The organism is Campylobacter sp. RM5004 (assembly GCF_022369455.1).
Lineage (GTDB): Bacteria > Campylobacterota > Campylobacteria > Campylobacterales > Campylobacteraceae > Campylobacter_E.
In genome coordinates this window covers 783,263-799,529 of sequence record NZ_CP059599.1, presented here as the reverse complement: position 1 = coordinate 799,529, position 16,267 = coordinate 783,263, and the positions used below count along the sequence as shown (strand labels likewise).

Here is a 16,267-nt window from a genome sequence, read left to right as displayed (position 1 = left end):
CTTTTTATAATTTATTGTGCTTGAATTGCACTAATTAAGCATGTATTTACAATATCTTCAACCAAACAACCTCTGCTTAAATCGTTGATTGGCTTGTTTAAACCTTGAAGTAATGGACCAACTGCAATTGCTCCTGCACTTCTTTGAACTGCTTTATAACCTATATTTGCTGCGTTTAAATCAGGGAATACAAATACATTTGCTCTTCCTGCAACCTTACTATCAGGCATTTTCTTACTAGCTGTTGCAATATCTACTGCAGCGTCAAATTGAATAGGACCATCATATACTAATCCTTCATAAGCTTTTGCTAACTCGCAAGCTTGTTTGGTTAAATCCACACTAACGCCACTTCCGCTATTTGCAGTTGAATATGAAAGCATTGCTACTCTTGGCTCAAAACCAAAAGCTTCATAAGTTTTTGAACTAACATAAGCTATTTCAGCTAAGTTTTCAGGAGTTGGATTTGGAGTTACTGCACAATCTGCAAAATACCACACCTTATCACTTAAGCACATGAAAAATCCACCGCTTACACTCTTTACACCTGGCTTGGTTTTTACTATTTGAAGAGCTGGGCGAATTGTATCAGCAGTAGAACATGCAGCACCACTAACCATAGCATCAGCATAGCCTAAATGAACTAAAAGAGTTCCGAAGTAGTTTCTATCTTTTATAAGTTCTTTTGCTTGTTCGATAGTCATGCCTTTTGATTTTCTAGCTTCAAAAAGCGCATTAGCACATTCATCATCTAACGATGAATTACCTGGATTATAAGTCTTTACATCATCTAAATCAAGACCTAAATCACTAGCCTTTTGTGCTATTTCTTTATTGTTTCCTAAGATTATTAGTTTTACTGCTTTGCTTTCTAATAATTTATGAGCTGCTTTTAAAATACGCTCATCGTTTCCTTCTGGTAAAACTATTGTTTTAATATCGCTTTTTGCTTTACTTTCAAGCATAACTTCAAATGCCATTGGACTTACATATTCAGGCTTTTTAAGATTTAATAATTCATCTATGCTTGTGTTTTCGTTATATAAACTAGTATAGTTATGATGAATTTTAGCAAACTCAAATTTGGTTAAATCACTATCAATTACATAATTTAGATTTAATTCTTTACTAAGTCTTAGATTAATCCAAAATGTATCAAGACCACCAAAAGCACCAAAACTAGAAACTAAAACAAAATCATATTTAGCTTTTAGCTCATTAAACTTGATAATTATACTTTTATAAAAAGCATTCTCATTTTCTAAATACTTCTTAACTCCACTTTGTGTATCAAATAAATATTCTGTTTTGATATTAAAATCTTTACTTAATTTATCTAAACCACAAACACCATCTTCACAAGCAAGTGCTTGAAAAACTACCATATTAGGGTATTTTTTAGATAATTTAATAGCAAGATTATTTAGGTTTTCCCTGTTACTTTTTTGAAAGTAAATCGCATTCATTGCTACTCCTTCATTGATTAAATTTTGCTAGAGTATATGCCTAAAGTATTAATAAATAAGGAAAATCTTGTGAAAAAAATATATGCTTTTATTTTAGGCGTAATAATTTCAGGTTGTGGCTTAGCAGACCCACAAATGGATATGAAAGCCCCAACTTATGTAGAACAAATTGAACCTAAGGCTGAAAATAATTTAGGAAGTCCTGGCTCACTCTTTGGCAAAGGCTCAAACCCATTATTTAGCGATAATAAAGCAATGAATGTAAATGATATTGTTACAATAATCATAAAAGAAGATGCTTCGCAAAGCTCAAAGGCAAGCAAAAGCACTAATAAATCTACAAATACTAATTTAAACGCAGGAGTATTCGCAGGATTATTATCAAAACTTAATAAAAATACTGATATAGGATTTAATACTAAAAATACTAGTGATTTTAGCGGTAGTGGTCAAGCAAGTAGAAACGAAAAATTTCAAACCACGATAAGCGCTAGAGTTATAAAAGTTTTAGCTAATGGAAATTATTTCATAGAAGGAAAAAAACAGCTTTTAATAAATGGCGAAAAACAAATCGTGCAAATCTCAGGAGTAATTCGCCCTTATGATATCTCAGGGCAAAACACAATTGAGAGTAAATATATCGCAGATGCTAAGATACTTTATTCAACTCAAGGAGAGATTGATAAGGCTACTAAAAAGCCTTGGGGAACTAAAGCAGTTGAGACTATTTGGCCTTTTTAATTCCTAATTCAAATTCCAAAGAGTTTATATGATATATTTACCTAATGAATTAGGAAAAATTAGTAAAAAGGTGATTAATTCAAATTATCTTAATCTTTGCCTTTATGAAAAAAGTAAAAATGATGATTTTTATGAAGTATGCTTTGATGATTATGCTTTAGTTTTTATAAACGAAGGTCAAAAAATAATTCATACAAAACAACAAGATTTTACTATTAATAAAAATGAGATTTTGTTTTTTACCAAAGGCTCGTATTTAATAAAAGATTGCATTCGCAATAATTATTATAATTCAATCATTATTTGTTTTAAAGAAAGCATTTTGATTGAATTAATTTATAAATATAAATCTTTATTAACTAGCAATTTTGCTACTGATGAGCATATTTTTAAGCTTAATTCAAACGAGCTTTTAAACTCAATTTTTACTTCATTTTTGCCTTGTTTTTCTTATAAAACTAATGAAGAAATTATAAAATTAAAATTTGAAGAATTATTTTTAGCCCTACTTTATAGTAAAAATAATCAAAGTTTTATTACATTTTTAAAAACGATAATAAATAATTTTAAATTACCATTATTTCAAATATTTTCATATTGCGAAAAAGATTTTCAAAATGTTTTAGAAATGGCAAAATTTTCAAATATGTCGCTTACTAGCTTTAGCAAAAGTTTTAAGCAAAGTTTTGGAATAAGTGCTAAAGAATGGCTTGATAATAAAAAATTTGAAAAAGCAAAATTCTTATTAGAATTTTCAAATAAAAATATCACAGAAATTTGCCTTGAAGTTGGGTTTAATTCGCCTGCTTGGTTTATTTCAAGATATAAAAAAAGATATAAAACAACCCCAAAACAATTCCAAAAAGCAAAAAACTTATATTTTTTACATTAAAACTATTAGAAAATAAAATTATTTTTTCTTATAATTTATACAAAAAACAAGGAGAGAAAAATGAAAAAAATTATTTTTAGCATGGTTGCACTAAGTTTTGTTAGTGCTTATGAAATTAAAGAAATCAATACTTTTGCTTCACCTGAAAGCGTTGTGGCAAATGATGATTATATTTTTGTATCAAATGTAGGAGCTAAATTAGAGCCACTAAATAAAGACAATGATGGCTATATAAATATAATTTCTAAGAAAAATGATAAATTAGAAGTATTTGCAAAAGATTTAAACGCTCCAAAGGGTATGAAAATCATTGATGATGTTTTATATGTTGTAGATATTGATACAATTTATGGCTTTGATATTAATACTTATAAAGAAGTGTTTAAATTAGTGATTAAAGATGCAGTATTTTTAAATGCTATTGAGAGTCTTGATGCAAATACACTTTTAGTAAGCGATACAGGAACTTACAAAATCCATAAAGTTGATTTAAATGGTGGAAAATATTCTGATTATTTAAATATTGATAAAGAAAATGGTGGTCCAAATGGCTTATTAATTGATGAAAATTATTTGTATGTTGTAGGCTATGATCCTAGCGAAAAAGATGGCGGAGCTATTTTAAAGATTAATCTTAGCGATAAAAGTATTGAAAAACTAAGCAATAATTTAGAGCAATTTGATGGAATAGTAAAAGTAGATAAAGATATATTAATTACAAGCTGGGGCAAAGAATTAAAAGGCTATATTTATAAATTATCAAATAATAAATTAGAAAAGCTAAATTTAAGAGATTTGAAAGGTCCTGCTGATATGTTTTATGATAAAAGCACAAAAACTCTATTAGTTCCTGAAATGGCTAATAATTCTTTATTAAAAATAAAATTAAATTCATTATGAGATTTTCTCATAATGACTTATGAAAGATGTTCTTCTATTATCTTTTTATAATTTAATAATTCTGTTGTTATTATTTCTTTTTTCTCATCGTTTAAATGAAATTTTAAAATCGTTACGCTAATTGCTGCGAAAATCTCTTTATTTTTTCTAATAGGCACAGCAAAACAAGAAAAATCATCGTCATATTCTCCATATTCATAAGAATATCCTAGATTTTTACAATACTCAATATTTTCATATAAATCATTTACATTATTAATCGTTCTTGCAGTGTTTTGCTCTAAGATTTGCTTTTTAAATATTCTTTTTAAATCAGCCAAAGTCTTATCAAATAATAATGCCTTGCCTAAAGCAGTTGCATGTGCGTTAGCAACATCTCCTGCTTTTGTTTTTAAAGCGATTTTTTCATTTCCTTCGCTTTTGTGAAGATATATAACCTTTTTACCATTTAGCATACCTAATTGAACATTTAATTTAATTTTTGCAGCTAATTCATCCATATAATAAATAATAACTTTTGTTGATTTTCTTTGTTCTAGCTCAGGATTTAGACAAAAAGATAATTTATAAACTTTATTATCGTAAGTTAAATAATCTAATTCACATAAGGTTTTTAAAATAGGATGTAAAGTCCCTACGCTTATACTGCATTCTTTAGCAATTTGGCTAATATTCAAACCTTCATCACAATTTTTCAAAGTTTCTAATACTTTTATAACCCTTAAAGTTGGTTGATGCAAATTTTCCACGATTATTCCTAAAGTTTAATTCCTATTTCAAATTCTTTCAAAATTACAAAGAATTTGAAATAGGAATTTCAAAAGAAATTCCTAGTTTTTAAATCTTGATTTTATCAGCACTAAAGCCAAAGTGTTTGAATACATCTTTTTCTTTTCCACTAGCGCCAAAACTATCCATTATTATAAGTTCATCGCAATATTTGTATAATTCATAAGACCTTGCAGCTTCAATTCCTATAACTTTTCCTTTTAATAAAGATTTATCAAATTCTTTATTAAATAATTCAAAGCAAGGCATACTTAATACATTGATATTTTTATCTTTTGCAACTTCAAGCGCGAGTGCTACTTCACTACCACTTGCAATTATTGTAGTGTCTGCAACATCATTATATTTTACAAAATAAGCACCCTTGCTAATATCAGGAATGCTAGTATTTAAGCTAGGAAGTGCTGAGCGACTTAGTGCAAATGCGCTTGGATTATTTAATTTAAGTGCGATTTGCCAGCAAGCAATATTTTCAGCCATATCAGCAGGACGGAAGGTGTATAAATTAGGTATATTTCTAAGAGTACTGATTTGCTCTATTGGTTGATGTGTTGGACCATCTTCGCCTACACCTATGCTATCATGAGAAAATACGAAAAACGCCTTAAGATTCATAAGTGCAGCAAGACGAATTGAAGGCTTTAAATAATCACTAAATACTAAAAATGTAGCACAAAACGGATGTAAGCCATATCTAGCCATTGCATTAACAATAGCTCCCATTGCATGCTCACGAATACCAAATGCTATATTTTTGCCACCATCTTTTAAATCTTTAAAATCATTTAAATAAGTTTTATTTGATGGTGCTAAATCAGCTGAACCACCTAAAAATGTAGGAATTGCTCTAGCGATTTCATTTAAACAAGCGTGGTTGCTATCTCTTGTAGCATAATTTTTACTTAAATCTAATTTAGAAAAATCTACATTTAATTCTTTTTTACCTTCTAGAAAAGCCATAAATTCAAGTTGTTCTTCGCTAAATTTATTAGCTTTATCCCAATTTGCAAAATACTCATCACTTCTTTTAATCATTTCTTTAAAGCCATTTTTTGCAACTTCATCTATATAAAATTCTTCTTCACTCCAAGAAGCTGCTTTTTTTGCTTTTAGCGCTAAGTCTTTTCCTAAAGGTGAGCCGTGAGTTTTCTCGCTACCTTCTAGCTCGCAAGCACCCTTGCCTATCTTAGTTTTTGCAATAATTATGCTAGGTTTTTTAGCGTTTTTAGTCTTTTCTAAAGCTTCGTTAATTTCGTCAAAATCATGTCCGTTGATTGTAAGCACATCAAATCCAACGCTATTAAATCTAGCTACTATATCATCACGAAATGCGTTTTTTACATCGCCTTCAATGCTAATTTCATTGCTATCATAAATTAATACTAAATTATCAAGATTATGAACATTTGCTAAAGAACAAGCCTCATAACTTATACCTTCTTCTAAATCCCCATCTCCACAAAGGCAATAGATTTTATGATTTAAAGAATTATTCAATCTCGCACTTGCAAACTTTGCAGCCATTGCAAAGCCAACAGCATTTGCTACACCTTGTCCTAATGGGCCTGTATCAATCTCTACTCCGTGAGTTTTAATCTCAGGATGACCTGCTGCAAGTGAGCCTAATTGACGAAAATTTTTAAGCTCATCAAGACTTAAATCAAAACCACTTAAATGTAAAAACGAATATATAAGTGAGCTTGCATGACCGCCTGAAAACACTAATCTATCACGATTGATATGATTTTTTGTGTTTAAATTAAGCTTTGTGCTAAGAACTGCTAAGATATCGCTAAGCCCCATAGCTACACCAGGATGTCCGCTATTTGCAGCATTTATCATATCTACACTTAAAAACTTTAAATTATTTGACATATTTTGTAACATTTATATTCCTTTGTTTATAGTGATGAAGAATTGAAAATCTCCATTTTTATTCTCGTCTTTAATATATCTTTGAATTAATATATTTAAAACTCCGCCTTGCTGAACTAATTTATTAAACTCTGCTTTATTACGCACGATAACATTATTTACTCTTAAGATTTTATCTTTAAGTTTGAAGCCCAAATTCCTATTTGAAATTCCAATAACATTTAAGTTATTATCAAGGCTTATTCCTAAAGAATTTGAAATCTGAGTTTTAACGATAGCTTTTTTTGTAGTAAATACAGGTTGTTCGTAGATTTTAGGACTAACAACTGAGCTTATATTAATCTCTTCATTATCCCTTAAAACTTTTAGATAAATTGTGCTTTGATTTTCTGCAAATAATATTCTTTCATTTAAAGCCCTAAGCGATTCAATAGGCTTATCATCAATGCTTAAAATCTCATCATTTAATCTTAAATTACTATTAAAAGTAATTCCATTTACAAAATATCTATCCCCTCTTTGAGTAAAAGTAGCACCTATATCGCCCCAATAAACATCATTGTATTTTTTAAAATGATTTAAGTAGCGATTACCTATAAATTCTCCATTAAGCAAACTAATACCTAAAACTTTGCAGCAAGGTGAGTTTAATAAACCGATTTTAGTATTAAAATCTAGCTTATCTCTTTCAAAAAGTCCTTGAGCTAGATATTTTAAATGACCTATATATTCTTTTTTAGGATCAATTACACCTAGCCAATCATTTCTAGTTTTTTTAGTTTCATCATCGGTTATAGGTTTAATTAGTGAAAAATCAGTTCTTACTAAATAAAGATTTAAAAATGGATCATATTTAATATATGAATTAAGCTTTGTTTCCGGTAGTTTAATAACTGCTAAAAGGTTTTCTTCTAAAACAAAAGCAGGTAAGCCTTCATAATTTAACATGCTTGATTTGTTCTTTTCATAACAAGCTAAAAAATCATCAAATGTAGGTCTCTCAACCCCAAATAAAGAAATGCTAAGCATTAAAGATAATGCTAGCTTTTTCATTGCCCACCCTTTAAAAACATATCAGCAGCCATATTTTTAGTATTTGCACTAGCTTGTTCTAAAGCTTCGTTTAAAGCAGAAATTAAAAGTATTTGCATAGAAGATTTATCTTTTAATAAATCATCATCAATTTTAATATCAATTACTTGAAATTTGCCATTAACTTTTACTTCTACCATTCCAGCACCACTTTTTGCTACGAATTCTTTATTTACAAGTTCGTTTTCAAATTCTTTTGCTTTGTTTTGAACATCTTGCAACATTTCTTGCATTTTTGAAAAATCAAAATCTTTAAACATATTCGCCTTTCAATTTAAGTTTTTCTTCATAATTATTAATTTCTTCTAAGCATTCAATTGCAACTTTTTCATCTAAGAATGGATATTTTACACCTTTTATTTCTTGATAATCTTCATCGCCTTTGCCTAAAATCATAACACAATCATTCTTATTTTGTGCCATTAATGCTTTATATATAGCTAATTTTCTATCAATTACTATATTTATATTTTTAAGCTCTTCAGCACTTAAGCCTTCAATCATATCTTTTATAATTTCAATCGGCTCTTCATCTCTTGGATTATCGCTAGTTAAAAATAAAGTTTTTGCATAATGACAAGCGATTTTTGCCATAGGAGTTCTTTTGCTTTTATCACGATTACCACCTGCACCTAAAACTACTATTAGTTTTTTATGTTTCATTGCTTCTAATACATTTGCAATTCCATCAGGTGTGTGTGCAAAATCTACTATGATTTCTCTTCCGTATTTATTAGAAATTTGTTGCATTCTTCCCATTACACCTGCGTAGTTTGCTATTGCATTAATTAATTTATCTTTATTTGGCTTAACTAATTCATTTACACAAGCAAATGCAGCTAATAGATTATAAATATTAAAAACACCCCTTAAAGGTGAGCTTATTTCATATAATTCATTTTTAATTGCAAATACAGCGTCAATTCCATCATTTAAAGTATAAGCTTTAACGCTATATAAAGCTGGATTTTCAATACCATATGTAATAGCACCTTTTATATTGTATAAAAATTTATAAGCATCTTGATTTATTATTTTTAAGCACTCATCTTGAAAAAAGCTAGCCTTACATTCGGCGTAATTTTCAAATGTTTTATGAAAGTCTAAATGATCTTGAGTTAAATTAGTATAAATTTTAGCTGCGAATTTCATATTACCATAGCGATTTTGCGCAATTGCATGAGAACTTACTTCCATTACGAAATATTCGCAATTATTATCGGTAGCTATTTTTAAATAGCTTAATAATTCTAATAAAAATCCAGTGGTTAAAGACTTATTTGCAACTCTTTCATCATTACAAAAAGCCCCACGAGTTCCACATAAAAATACCTTTTTTCCTAAATCGATTAATATTGAATAAATAGCAGCAGCCGTTGTAGTCTTACCATTAGTCCCGGTAATTCCTATTATTTTTATATCTTTATTTATATTTAATAATTTTCTTGCTTCTTCTTCATTAATTATTAAAGCACCTTTGTTTTTTGCATCATTTTCGTATTTGGAATTTGAATTCGTAATTAGAAAATAACAGCCCTTTTCACATTCGTTTGAATTATCTGTTATAAAAGTTTCATTAATTTGTATTTTCATAGTTTTAAGAAAGCTTCCTTTCCACCTTCTAAGTTGATTAAAGTTAAATCATTATCAATTTGCTCTTTTAAAGCTCTTTCTAGCCCTAATTTTAATGTAGTATTTGCAGCAGCACAACCATGGCAAGCTCCAAGTAATTTTATATAAACTACACCATTTTTAACACCTAAAAACTCCAAATCTCCACCATCATTATGTAATATATGAAGCTTTGATTTTAATACATTTAAGCAAGGCTCAATTAACTCTTCATCGCTAAATATCATAATTTTTCCTTGAATTATTTTTATCATTATTGTGCTTAAATAAAATAAATATTCATTAACTAAGTTAGATAATAATTTTTATTTACAAATATTTTTAGGAGATTAAAATGGCAAAAGAATTAACAAGTGAAAATATTAATTTAGCTAAAGAAGGCGTTGCATTAGTAGATTTTTGGGCACCTTGGTGTGGACCATGCAGAATGCTTGCACCTGCGATTGATGAATTATCAAATGAATTTGAAGGTAAAGCATTAGTAGCAAAAGTAAATATTGATGATTGTGAAGACTTAGCAGCTGAGTTTGGTATTCGTTCAGTTCCAACTATGCTATTTTTCAAAAATGGCGAAATCGTTGATACAGTAATCGGTGCTCAAGCAAAACAAGCTTTAGCTGATAAATTAAACGCGTTATTATAATCTCCATGATAAATCTAGCAGTATTCGGAGCAAATGGTAGAATGGGCGTTGAGCTAGTAAAACTAGCTTCAAACGATGAAAATATTAATCTAATTTATACTTTTACTAAAGAAAATTCTAATTATGATGAGTTATTTAAAGCTCAAGTTATAATTGATTTTTCAGCACCTACTGCTAGTATGGAGTTATTAAAAAAAGCAAGTTCTTTAGCAAATCCACCTGCTTTAGTTGTAGGAACTACTGGACTTAGCGATGAATATTTTAATCTAGCAAAAGATTATAAAGGTAAGTTCTTTTGGGCTTCTAATACTTCTTTAGGGGTTGCGATTTTAAACGAACTAACAAAAATTGCCGCAATGGCATTAAAAGATTTTGATATTGAAATCTACGAAAAACATCACAAATATAAAGCCGATGCACCAAGTGGAACAGCTTTAACTTTAGCAAATAATGCAAAAGAAGCAAGAAATAAGGCTTTAAATAAAGAACACACAATATGTTTTAATAGAACACAAAAAAGACAAGATAATGAAATAGGACTTGTAAGTCTTAGGGGTGGTAGTGTTGCTGGTTATCATAGTGTGGGATTTTATGGAGATGATGAAAGCGTAGAGCTAATTCATAATGCAAATTCTAGAATAATTTTTGCCAAAGGTGCTATTAAAATAGCAAAATGGCTAGTAAATAAAGAAAATAAAAATTATTCAATGAGTGATTTTGTAAAAGAGCTTTTAGATTAACGATAAAGCTCAAATATCAATAAACTTCTTAAAACAATATCGGTTATAATTAAGTCCTTTTCACTACAAGCAGTAAAAATAAGGGCGAAAATTATAGCTATAAGAATTTTAATTGCGCTCATTTTAAATAATCCCTTTCTTCAAAAATTACTTCATGCTCTAATTTTAAAAACTCACTAGGAAGTAAATAATAACCTTTATTAATAGGTAAATCCAAATAAGTCTTATTAAGCTTTATGTTTAAATATTTTTTCAAATCATTATAAATATATGTAGTGCAATATAAAGCATTTTCGCTTTCGTCTAAAACAAAATCACTTTTTAATTTAGCTTTTAAATCATTAATTAATTTTTCTTTATCTTTTAGATTTTTTAATCTTATAATTTTTACTTCTTTAGCACCATTTAAGAAGTCCTTTAAATCAAACTGAACTACCCCACTAAAGCCAAAATCTTCATAAGTAGCATGAAGAATCTTAGTTGGATTAATACTAGAAATTATTCCTATGTGAGTGTATTTTGAATTAGTAGCTAACTTTATTAGCTCACTTTCAATTCCTATACCTTCTCTTAAAATCAAATCTCCAAGCATTAAATTATTTGGAATGCTAAATGAAGAAATATTTAAATTAAAGTATAAATAAAATATAAAAATATTAATTAAAATTATTAATTTTTTCATAAAAACCTTTAATTTATAAATTATTTATTAAAATTTATATAATACTTTTTATTGCTTATTGAAAGGAAAATTATGAAAAAATTATTATTAACAATTGTTGCATTTTTGTTTGTTGCTTGTGGCGGAACAAATCCTGAAGATATTGCTAATAAATTTTTTGAAGGTGTTTTTGAAGGAAAAGTTGATAGTGTAGTTGAGTGTTTTGAATACAATCAATATACCAAAGAAGTAGTAAAGGGCAAAGTATCTATGATGGTTTTAACAGCTAGTGAAAAAGCAAAACAACATGGTGGTTTTAAATCAGTAAAAACAAAGCTAATAAACAAAACCGAAAATACTGCAAAAGCAACAACTACTTTAATCTTTAAAGATGGAACTAAAATAGATGAAAATGTATCGCTATACAATAAAGATGGAAAATGGTTTATACAAATGTAAAATAATCTAAATTCCTAATTCAAATTCCACTCAAAAAAGCTAGAATTTGAATTAGGAAATAGAATAATAATTATTATTTAAAAAATAAAAATACTATATTAAAAATTAATCTCAAAATATAATAATACTTTAATAAATTTACTTTAAATGCCTATTTTATCAAATAATACTATTTTTATCTTTTATTTTAAATTTCATTATTATTATTAAAAATTTACGAGATTTAGTTAGTATTAGCATAAAAAATATTTATTATTTTTTGAATAATTTAAGGAGAAATTATGGGTACATTCGCAATGATTAAAATCGCTATTGCTTTAATCGTAGTTATTGCAACAATAACTCTTTTAATCAAGCGTCATGAATCAAGAATGGTTCTTTTTACAAGTGGTGTGATTTTATGTATTATCGCAGGTGCTCCTATGGATGCACTAGAAGCTTTTACAAAAGCTATTAAAAAGGCAAATATAATTGAGCCTATCGTAGCTGCAATGGGTTTTGCTTATGTTTTAAAGCTAACTTCGTGTGATAAGCATTTAGTCCATGCACTATCTAAAGTATTAAAATATGCAGGGATTTTCTTAGTTCCTGGTGCTGTATTAATTACTGCTTTTATTAATATTTCTGTTACATCTGCTGCTGGTTGTTCTGCTGCTGTTGGTGCTGTTATTATTCCTTTACTTATGAGAATGGGAGTTCATCCTGCACTTGCAGCTTCAACTGTTTTATTAGGAACTTACGGAAGTGCTAACCTAAACCCAGGCTATCATCAAACAAATATCGTTGCTGAAGTTAGTAAAGTTGATGTTATGGAAGTTATTCATTATGAAGCATTTTATTTTGGTATGAGTGCGATTATTTGTGCTATTGGATTAATGATAGTTGGAATCGTGCTTAAAGAATATAAAGGTTATGTTCCTGAAGATTTAGAAAATGATGATGAAAACTTTAAAATTAATCCTATAAAAGCTATTGTTCCTATTGTTCCTGTTGCTATACTTTTAATTCTTAGCAATTCACATTTTAAAGAATGGTATGAAGCAAGCTTTGCACTTAAAGTGCCAAAAGTTGGAATCGGTCATGCAATGATTATAGGTTCATTACTTGCATTTATTACTTGCATTAAAGATGTAAAAGCTGGCGATGTTATGAAGAAGTTTTGTGCTGGTATGGGAGAAGGGTTTTCTCATGTTTATGGGATAATCATTTGTGCAGGAATATTCGTTGCAGGTCTTAATGCGATGGGATTTGTTCAGCAATTAATTGATTTTATGAAATCAAATCCAAGCATTGCAACATTTATTGGTTCGGTTGGAACTTTTGCTCTTGCTTTAATTACAGGAAGTGGCGATGCAGCAGGAATTGCATTTAATCAATCAGTTACTATTAAAGCTGCTGATATAGGGCTTGACCCAGTTCATTTAGGTTCAGTTGTAACGGCTGTTGCAGGTCTTGGAAGAAGTATGAGCCCAATTGCTGGTGCAGCTATTATTTGCGCTACTTACGCTAAAGTAAATCCAATTGAACTAGCAAAAAGAAACGCACTACCTACAATAATCGCTGCTATTGTTTATACGATAGTTGCTATTTAATTTAACTTTCCTAATTCAAGAATTTGAATTAGGAATTTCATTTATTTAATTTGTAAAAATTAATATCATTTATCTTTGCTAATTTAACGATATTTTTTTCTAGCAATTCTTTTAATAATTCTTTATCATTTATGCTTATTTCATCTTCGCTAAGCGGTCTTAATTCTAAAGTTTTTAGCAAATCATCATATATTTTTTCGTTTATTGTTCTTGAAATAATATTTACATTAATATTAGTAAGCAAGCTTGCTAATTCTTGTAATTTTTCAAAACTAACAGCCTTTACATCATAATCACTTGGCCTATCAATAGTGCCTAAATCAAGTCTTGAAGCTTTTATATTTTTTAAGATTTCATTTAAAGCTATAAAATCTTCTTTATTATCATTAATTCCTTCTAAAACCAAGCATTCTAAAACAAGTTCGCCTTTATAAATATTACTAAAATTAATAATTCCTTGAATTATTTTTGATAAATTTATGTTGCTTCTATCAATCTTGCGAAAGACTTTTTCATTTACACTATCAAGGCTAAGTTTTACAGCGTCAAGTTCTAATAAGGCTTTTTGAATATTTTCATCAAAAATAGTGCTTGCATTGCTTAAGATTAGTGATTTTGCATTTTTTTTAATTTTATTAATTTCTAAAATTAATTCCTTTAAATTAGGATATAAAGTAGGCTCTCCATTAGCACTTATGCTAATATAGTCTAAATCCTTATGAATATCTAAAGCCTTTTTTAGTTCGCTTATAATATATTCAACGCTTAAATTAGCTTCATTTTTGTGCTTTATCTTTGCCTTTCCTAGCTCACAATATAAGCAATCAAAATTGCAACATTTCTCATTAGGACTTAAATCTATACCTAAAGATTTTTTAAATCTTCTTGAATTAATTGGACCAAAAATTACCTTCATATTTATCCTTAAAATTAATAGAATTTGAAATAGGAATTAAGGCTATAATATAACCTGACAATTTTTCAAATAATCAAATAAATAATATAATAAAAGCTTTTCTATTTTACTAAAATTAATTACATTAAAATTTTAATATAAGTAGTAAATCAACATATAAAACTAGATAATTTATTGGCTAGATTTAATAAAAATTAAATAGATAAAATTAATTATTTTTTATTCTTATAAACAATTTTGTTTATATTTTATAAGGCTTAAAATTATTATTGGTTTAAATATTCTAAATACTTTTGTATTATTTTTTCATTTTTAGAAGTTAATTCTTTTGGAGCTAGAATTTTTACATAAGGTATAAACCTAAACACAACGCTAAGCAATTCATCATCACAACTTACCATTGTGCTGATTATAAGTTTGTCGCTAGTTTTATCTAAGATTTCTTGATTTGCTAGGATTTTATGGTTTAAAAAATACTCTATTCCTAAGCTACTAACTTCTAAAATAACTTCAATCCTATCACAACTAGTAAAGAAAAAATCACTATCTTTTTCAAGCTCTTCTAAGACCTTTTTATCATGCAAAAACTCATCTTTGCATATATTTATAGCCTTTAGCTTGTATAATGCAAACGTTTTTATAATATCATTTTCAGTAGCTACTAAATACCATGCACTTAAATGACTTATAAGCTTATATGGTTTTAAGGTTCTTGGTTTATTATCGTAATTTACTTTTATGATTTTTTGAAAGATGATAGCCTTGCATAGGTTAGTAAAATCACTCGTATTATACATATCACTAATTGGCTGAAACTTTATAGGAAAATACTTACTTTCAGAAAAATTTTCTATAAAATCAATTGCAAATACCCCCCCCCCCATGATATTTTTTAACAAATTTATATAGTCGTTTTTATAAGTTTTTAAAATCTTACTATCTTTTATGTAATACCTACCGCTATCATCTTTAGCAATAGATAAATGCCCTAATCTTTGCATAATATCACGCTGAATGGTTCGCTCACTTACTCCGTATTCAAGTGCTAGTTCGGCTTTGCTAAAACGCTCTTTGTTATAAAGTCTTATTAATATCTCAATTATTCTTTCTACTAACAAATCTCCTGTACTTGGTAATCTCATTGCTTACTTTTCTTTTTATAGTTTCTTGGAAACGCAGCTTTGCCTAATTGCCACAAATACACATCAATTTGCTTGATTTTAAACTTGCCTAAGCCATAAAATTTAATAAACTCATTTATAACATCACAAAAAGTCTCATAATTTTTTAAATCCATTTTTTTAGACTTATAAAAACTATCAATTTTTTGAAAATATTTTAACATAGTGTCTACATAATAATCATATATGGGAAATTTTTCTGGCTTATGATGAGAGCAATATTTGCTAGCAAATGAATAAAATTTTTTATTTACTCCATTTATATTTACACTTGCTATCTTACTAACCAAACTTAAATCCCCATCTTCTAAACCCTTATCAATATTTAAATCTTTTATATGCTTAGCAACAGGAAAAATTGAAAAAATTTTTGTACTATAAAAATCATTTAATGATGATGCTTTTATCAAAATATCATCTATATCATCATTTTTTGGATAAGTTTTAGTAAACAATTTATTTAAAGCAACTTCTTGTAATTCATAATGCTTATCAACTTTTTCTATAGTGTATTTTTGTACTTCTTCTGAAGTTGGTCTTTTTATTTTGATTAATGGTGTCATATTTTTCCTTAATAATTTTATTTTAAACCCTTCAAACCAAAGAATTTAAAATAAAATTTCATTTATTTATTAAACTAAACAAAAATAAATAAAATTACTATAATGATACTTACTGTTTGTTTTAG

The 16,267-nt window shown here is 27.9% G+C and carries 18 protein-coding genes; 7 read left to right on the top strand and 11 right to left on the bottom strand.

The window, feature by feature from the left end:
• Window positions 1-11: 11 nt before the first annotated feature.
• Window positions 12-1,466 (bottom strand): phosphate acetyltransferase, encoded by a 1,455-nt coding sequence (pta, locus tag AVANS_RS04080; RefSeq protein ID WP_239818387.1) that lies wholly within the window; start codon window positions 1,464-1,466, stop codon window positions 12-14.
• 69 nt (window positions 1,467-1,535) lie between these two features.
• On the opposite strand from pta, the gene flgH reads away from it, so the two are divergent.
• The 3 genes from flgH to AVANS_RS04065 are packed head-to-tail and all read left to right on the top strand — an operon-like array spanning window position 1,536 to window position 3,999.
• Entirely contained in the window at window positions 1,536-2,207 is a 672-nt protein-coding gene (gene flgH / locus AVANS_RS04075) for a flagellar basal body L-ring protein FlgH (protein ID WP_239818386.1), read from the top strand.
• 28 nt (window positions 2,208-2,235) lie between these two features.
• Window positions 2,236-3,099 (top strand): AraC family transcriptional regulator, encoded by an 864-nt coding sequence (locus AVANS_RS04070; protein ID WP_239818385.1) that lies wholly within the window; start codon window positions 2,236-2,238, stop codon window positions 3,097-3,099.
• A gap of 60 nt (window positions 3,100-3,159) precedes the next feature.
• Window positions 3,160-3,999 carry an ATP-binding protein gene (locus AVANS_RS04065; protein WP_239818384.1) on the top strand — a complete coding sequence of 280 codons (840 nt, stop codon included), beginning with the start codon at window positions 3,160-3,162 and terminating at the stop codon, window positions 3,997-3,999.
• A gap of 17 nt (window positions 4,000-4,016) precedes the next feature.
• Here the strand turns inward: AVANS_RS04065 and AVANS_RS04060 are convergent, their stop codons facing one another.
• The 6 genes from AVANS_RS04060 to AVANS_RS04035 all read right to left on the bottom strand — a co-directional run bounded on the left by AVANS_RS04060 (window position 4,017) and on the right by AVANS_RS04035 (window position 9,617).
• Complete coding sequence (locus tag AVANS_RS04060; RefSeq protein WP_239818383.1) at window positions 4,017-4,748, bottom strand: IclR family transcriptional regulator C-terminal domain-containing protein; 732 nt, start codon at window positions 4,746-4,748, stop codon at window positions 4,017-4,019.
• Between the two features lie 88 nt (window positions 4,749-4,836).
• Complete coding sequence (locus AVANS_RS04055) at window positions 4,837-6,675, bottom strand: transketolase (RefSeq protein WP_239818382.1); 1,839 nt, start codon at window positions 6,673-6,675, stop codon at window positions 4,837-4,839.
• Window positions 6,676-7,716, bottom strand: coding sequence for a PDZ domain-containing protein (locus AVANS_RS04050; RefSeq protein WP_239818381.1), 1,041 nt, complete (start codon window positions 7,714-7,716; stop codon window positions 6,676-6,678).
• Window positions 7,713-8,015, bottom strand: a complete 303-nt coding sequence (locus AVANS_RS04045; RefSeq protein ID WP_239818380.1) for a YbaB/EbfC family nucleoid-associated protein — start codon at window positions 8,013-8,015, stop codon at window positions 7,713-7,715. Before AVANS_RS04045 ends, AVANS_RS04050 begins: the two co-directional genes overlap by 4 nt.
• Window positions 8,008-9,348: a UDP-N-acetylmuramoyl-L-alanyl-D-glutamate--2,6-diaminopimelate ligase gene (locus AVANS_RS04040; RefSeq protein WP_239818379.1), complete on the bottom strand. Its 1,341-nt coding sequence runs from the start codon at window positions 9,346-9,348 to the stop codon at window positions 8,008-8,010. The genes AVANS_RS04045 and AVANS_RS04040 overlap by 8 nt, the downstream gene beginning before the upstream one ends.
• Window positions 9,345-9,617, bottom strand: a complete 273-nt coding sequence (locus AVANS_RS04035; RefSeq protein ID WP_239818530.1) for a NifU family protein — start codon at window positions 9,615-9,617, stop codon at window positions 9,345-9,347. The genes AVANS_RS04040 and AVANS_RS04035 overlap by 4 nt, the downstream gene beginning before the upstream one ends.
• A gap of 104 nt (window positions 9,618-9,721) precedes the next feature.
• Between AVANS_RS04035 and trxA the strand changes: the two genes are divergently transcribed.
• The gene (gene trxA / locus AVANS_RS04030) at window positions 9,722-10,030 is read left to right on the top strand and encodes a thioredoxin (RefSeq protein WP_239818378.1); all 309 of its coding nucleotides are present in this window, start codon (window positions 9,722-9,724) and stop codon (window positions 10,028-10,030) included.
• 5 nt (window positions 10,031-10,035) lie between these two features.
• Window positions 10,036-10,770 (top strand): 4-hydroxy-tetrahydrodipicolinate reductase, encoded by a 735-nt coding sequence (gene dapB, locus AVANS_RS04025; protein ID WP_239818377.1) that lies wholly within the window; start codon window positions 10,036-10,038, stop codon window positions 10,768-10,770.
• A 118-nt stretch (window positions 10,771-10,888) separates the two neighbouring features.
• Here the strand turns inward: dapB and AVANS_RS04020 are convergent, their stop codons facing one another.
• Complete coding sequence (locus AVANS_RS04020) at window positions 10,889-11,452, bottom strand: YiiX/YebB-like N1pC/P60 family cysteine hydrolase (RefSeq protein WP_239818376.1); 564 nt, start codon at window positions 11,450-11,452, stop codon at window positions 10,889-10,891.
• 72 nt (window positions 11,453-11,524) lie between these two features.
• On the opposite strand from AVANS_RS04020, the gene AVANS_RS04015 reads away from it, so the two are divergent.
• Together AVANS_RS04015 and dcuC are read left to right on the top strand one after the other, a co-directional pair.
• Window positions 11,525-11,890 (top strand): DUF4878 domain-containing protein, encoded by a 366-nt coding sequence (locus AVANS_RS04015; RefSeq protein ID WP_239818375.1) that lies wholly within the window; start codon window positions 11,525-11,527, stop codon window positions 11,888-11,890.
• A 281-nt stretch (window positions 11,891-12,171) separates the two neighbouring features.
• A complete protein-coding gene (gene dcuC, locus AVANS_RS04010; protein ID WP_239818374.1) occupies window positions 12,172-13,482 on the top strand; it encodes a C4-dicarboxylate transporter DcuC in 1,311 nt (436 codons plus the stop codon).
• 37 nt (window positions 13,483-13,519) lie between these two features.
• Here dcuC and AVANS_RS04005 read toward each other — a convergent pair whose 3' ends face one another.
• The 3 genes from AVANS_RS04005 to AVANS_RS03995 all read right to left on the bottom strand — a co-directional run bounded on the left by AVANS_RS04005 (window position 13,520) and on the right by AVANS_RS03995 (window position 16,142).
• Entirely contained in the window at window positions 13,520-14,398 is an 879-nt protein-coding gene (locus tag AVANS_RS04005; protein ID WP_239818373.1) for a radical SAM protein, read from the bottom strand.
• A 266-nt stretch (window positions 14,399-14,664) separates the two neighbouring features.
• Complete coding sequence (locus AVANS_RS04000) at window positions 14,665-15,540, bottom strand: WYL domain-containing protein (RefSeq protein WP_239818372.1); 876 nt, start codon at window positions 15,538-15,540, stop codon at window positions 14,665-14,667.
• Window positions 15,537-16,142, bottom strand: coding sequence for a hypothetical protein (locus AVANS_RS03995; protein WP_239818371.1), 606 nt, complete (start codon window positions 16,140-16,142; stop codon window positions 15,537-15,539). The genes AVANS_RS04000 and AVANS_RS03995 overlap by 4 nt, the downstream gene beginning before the upstream one ends.
• Window positions 16,143-16,267: the final 125 nt, after the last annotated feature.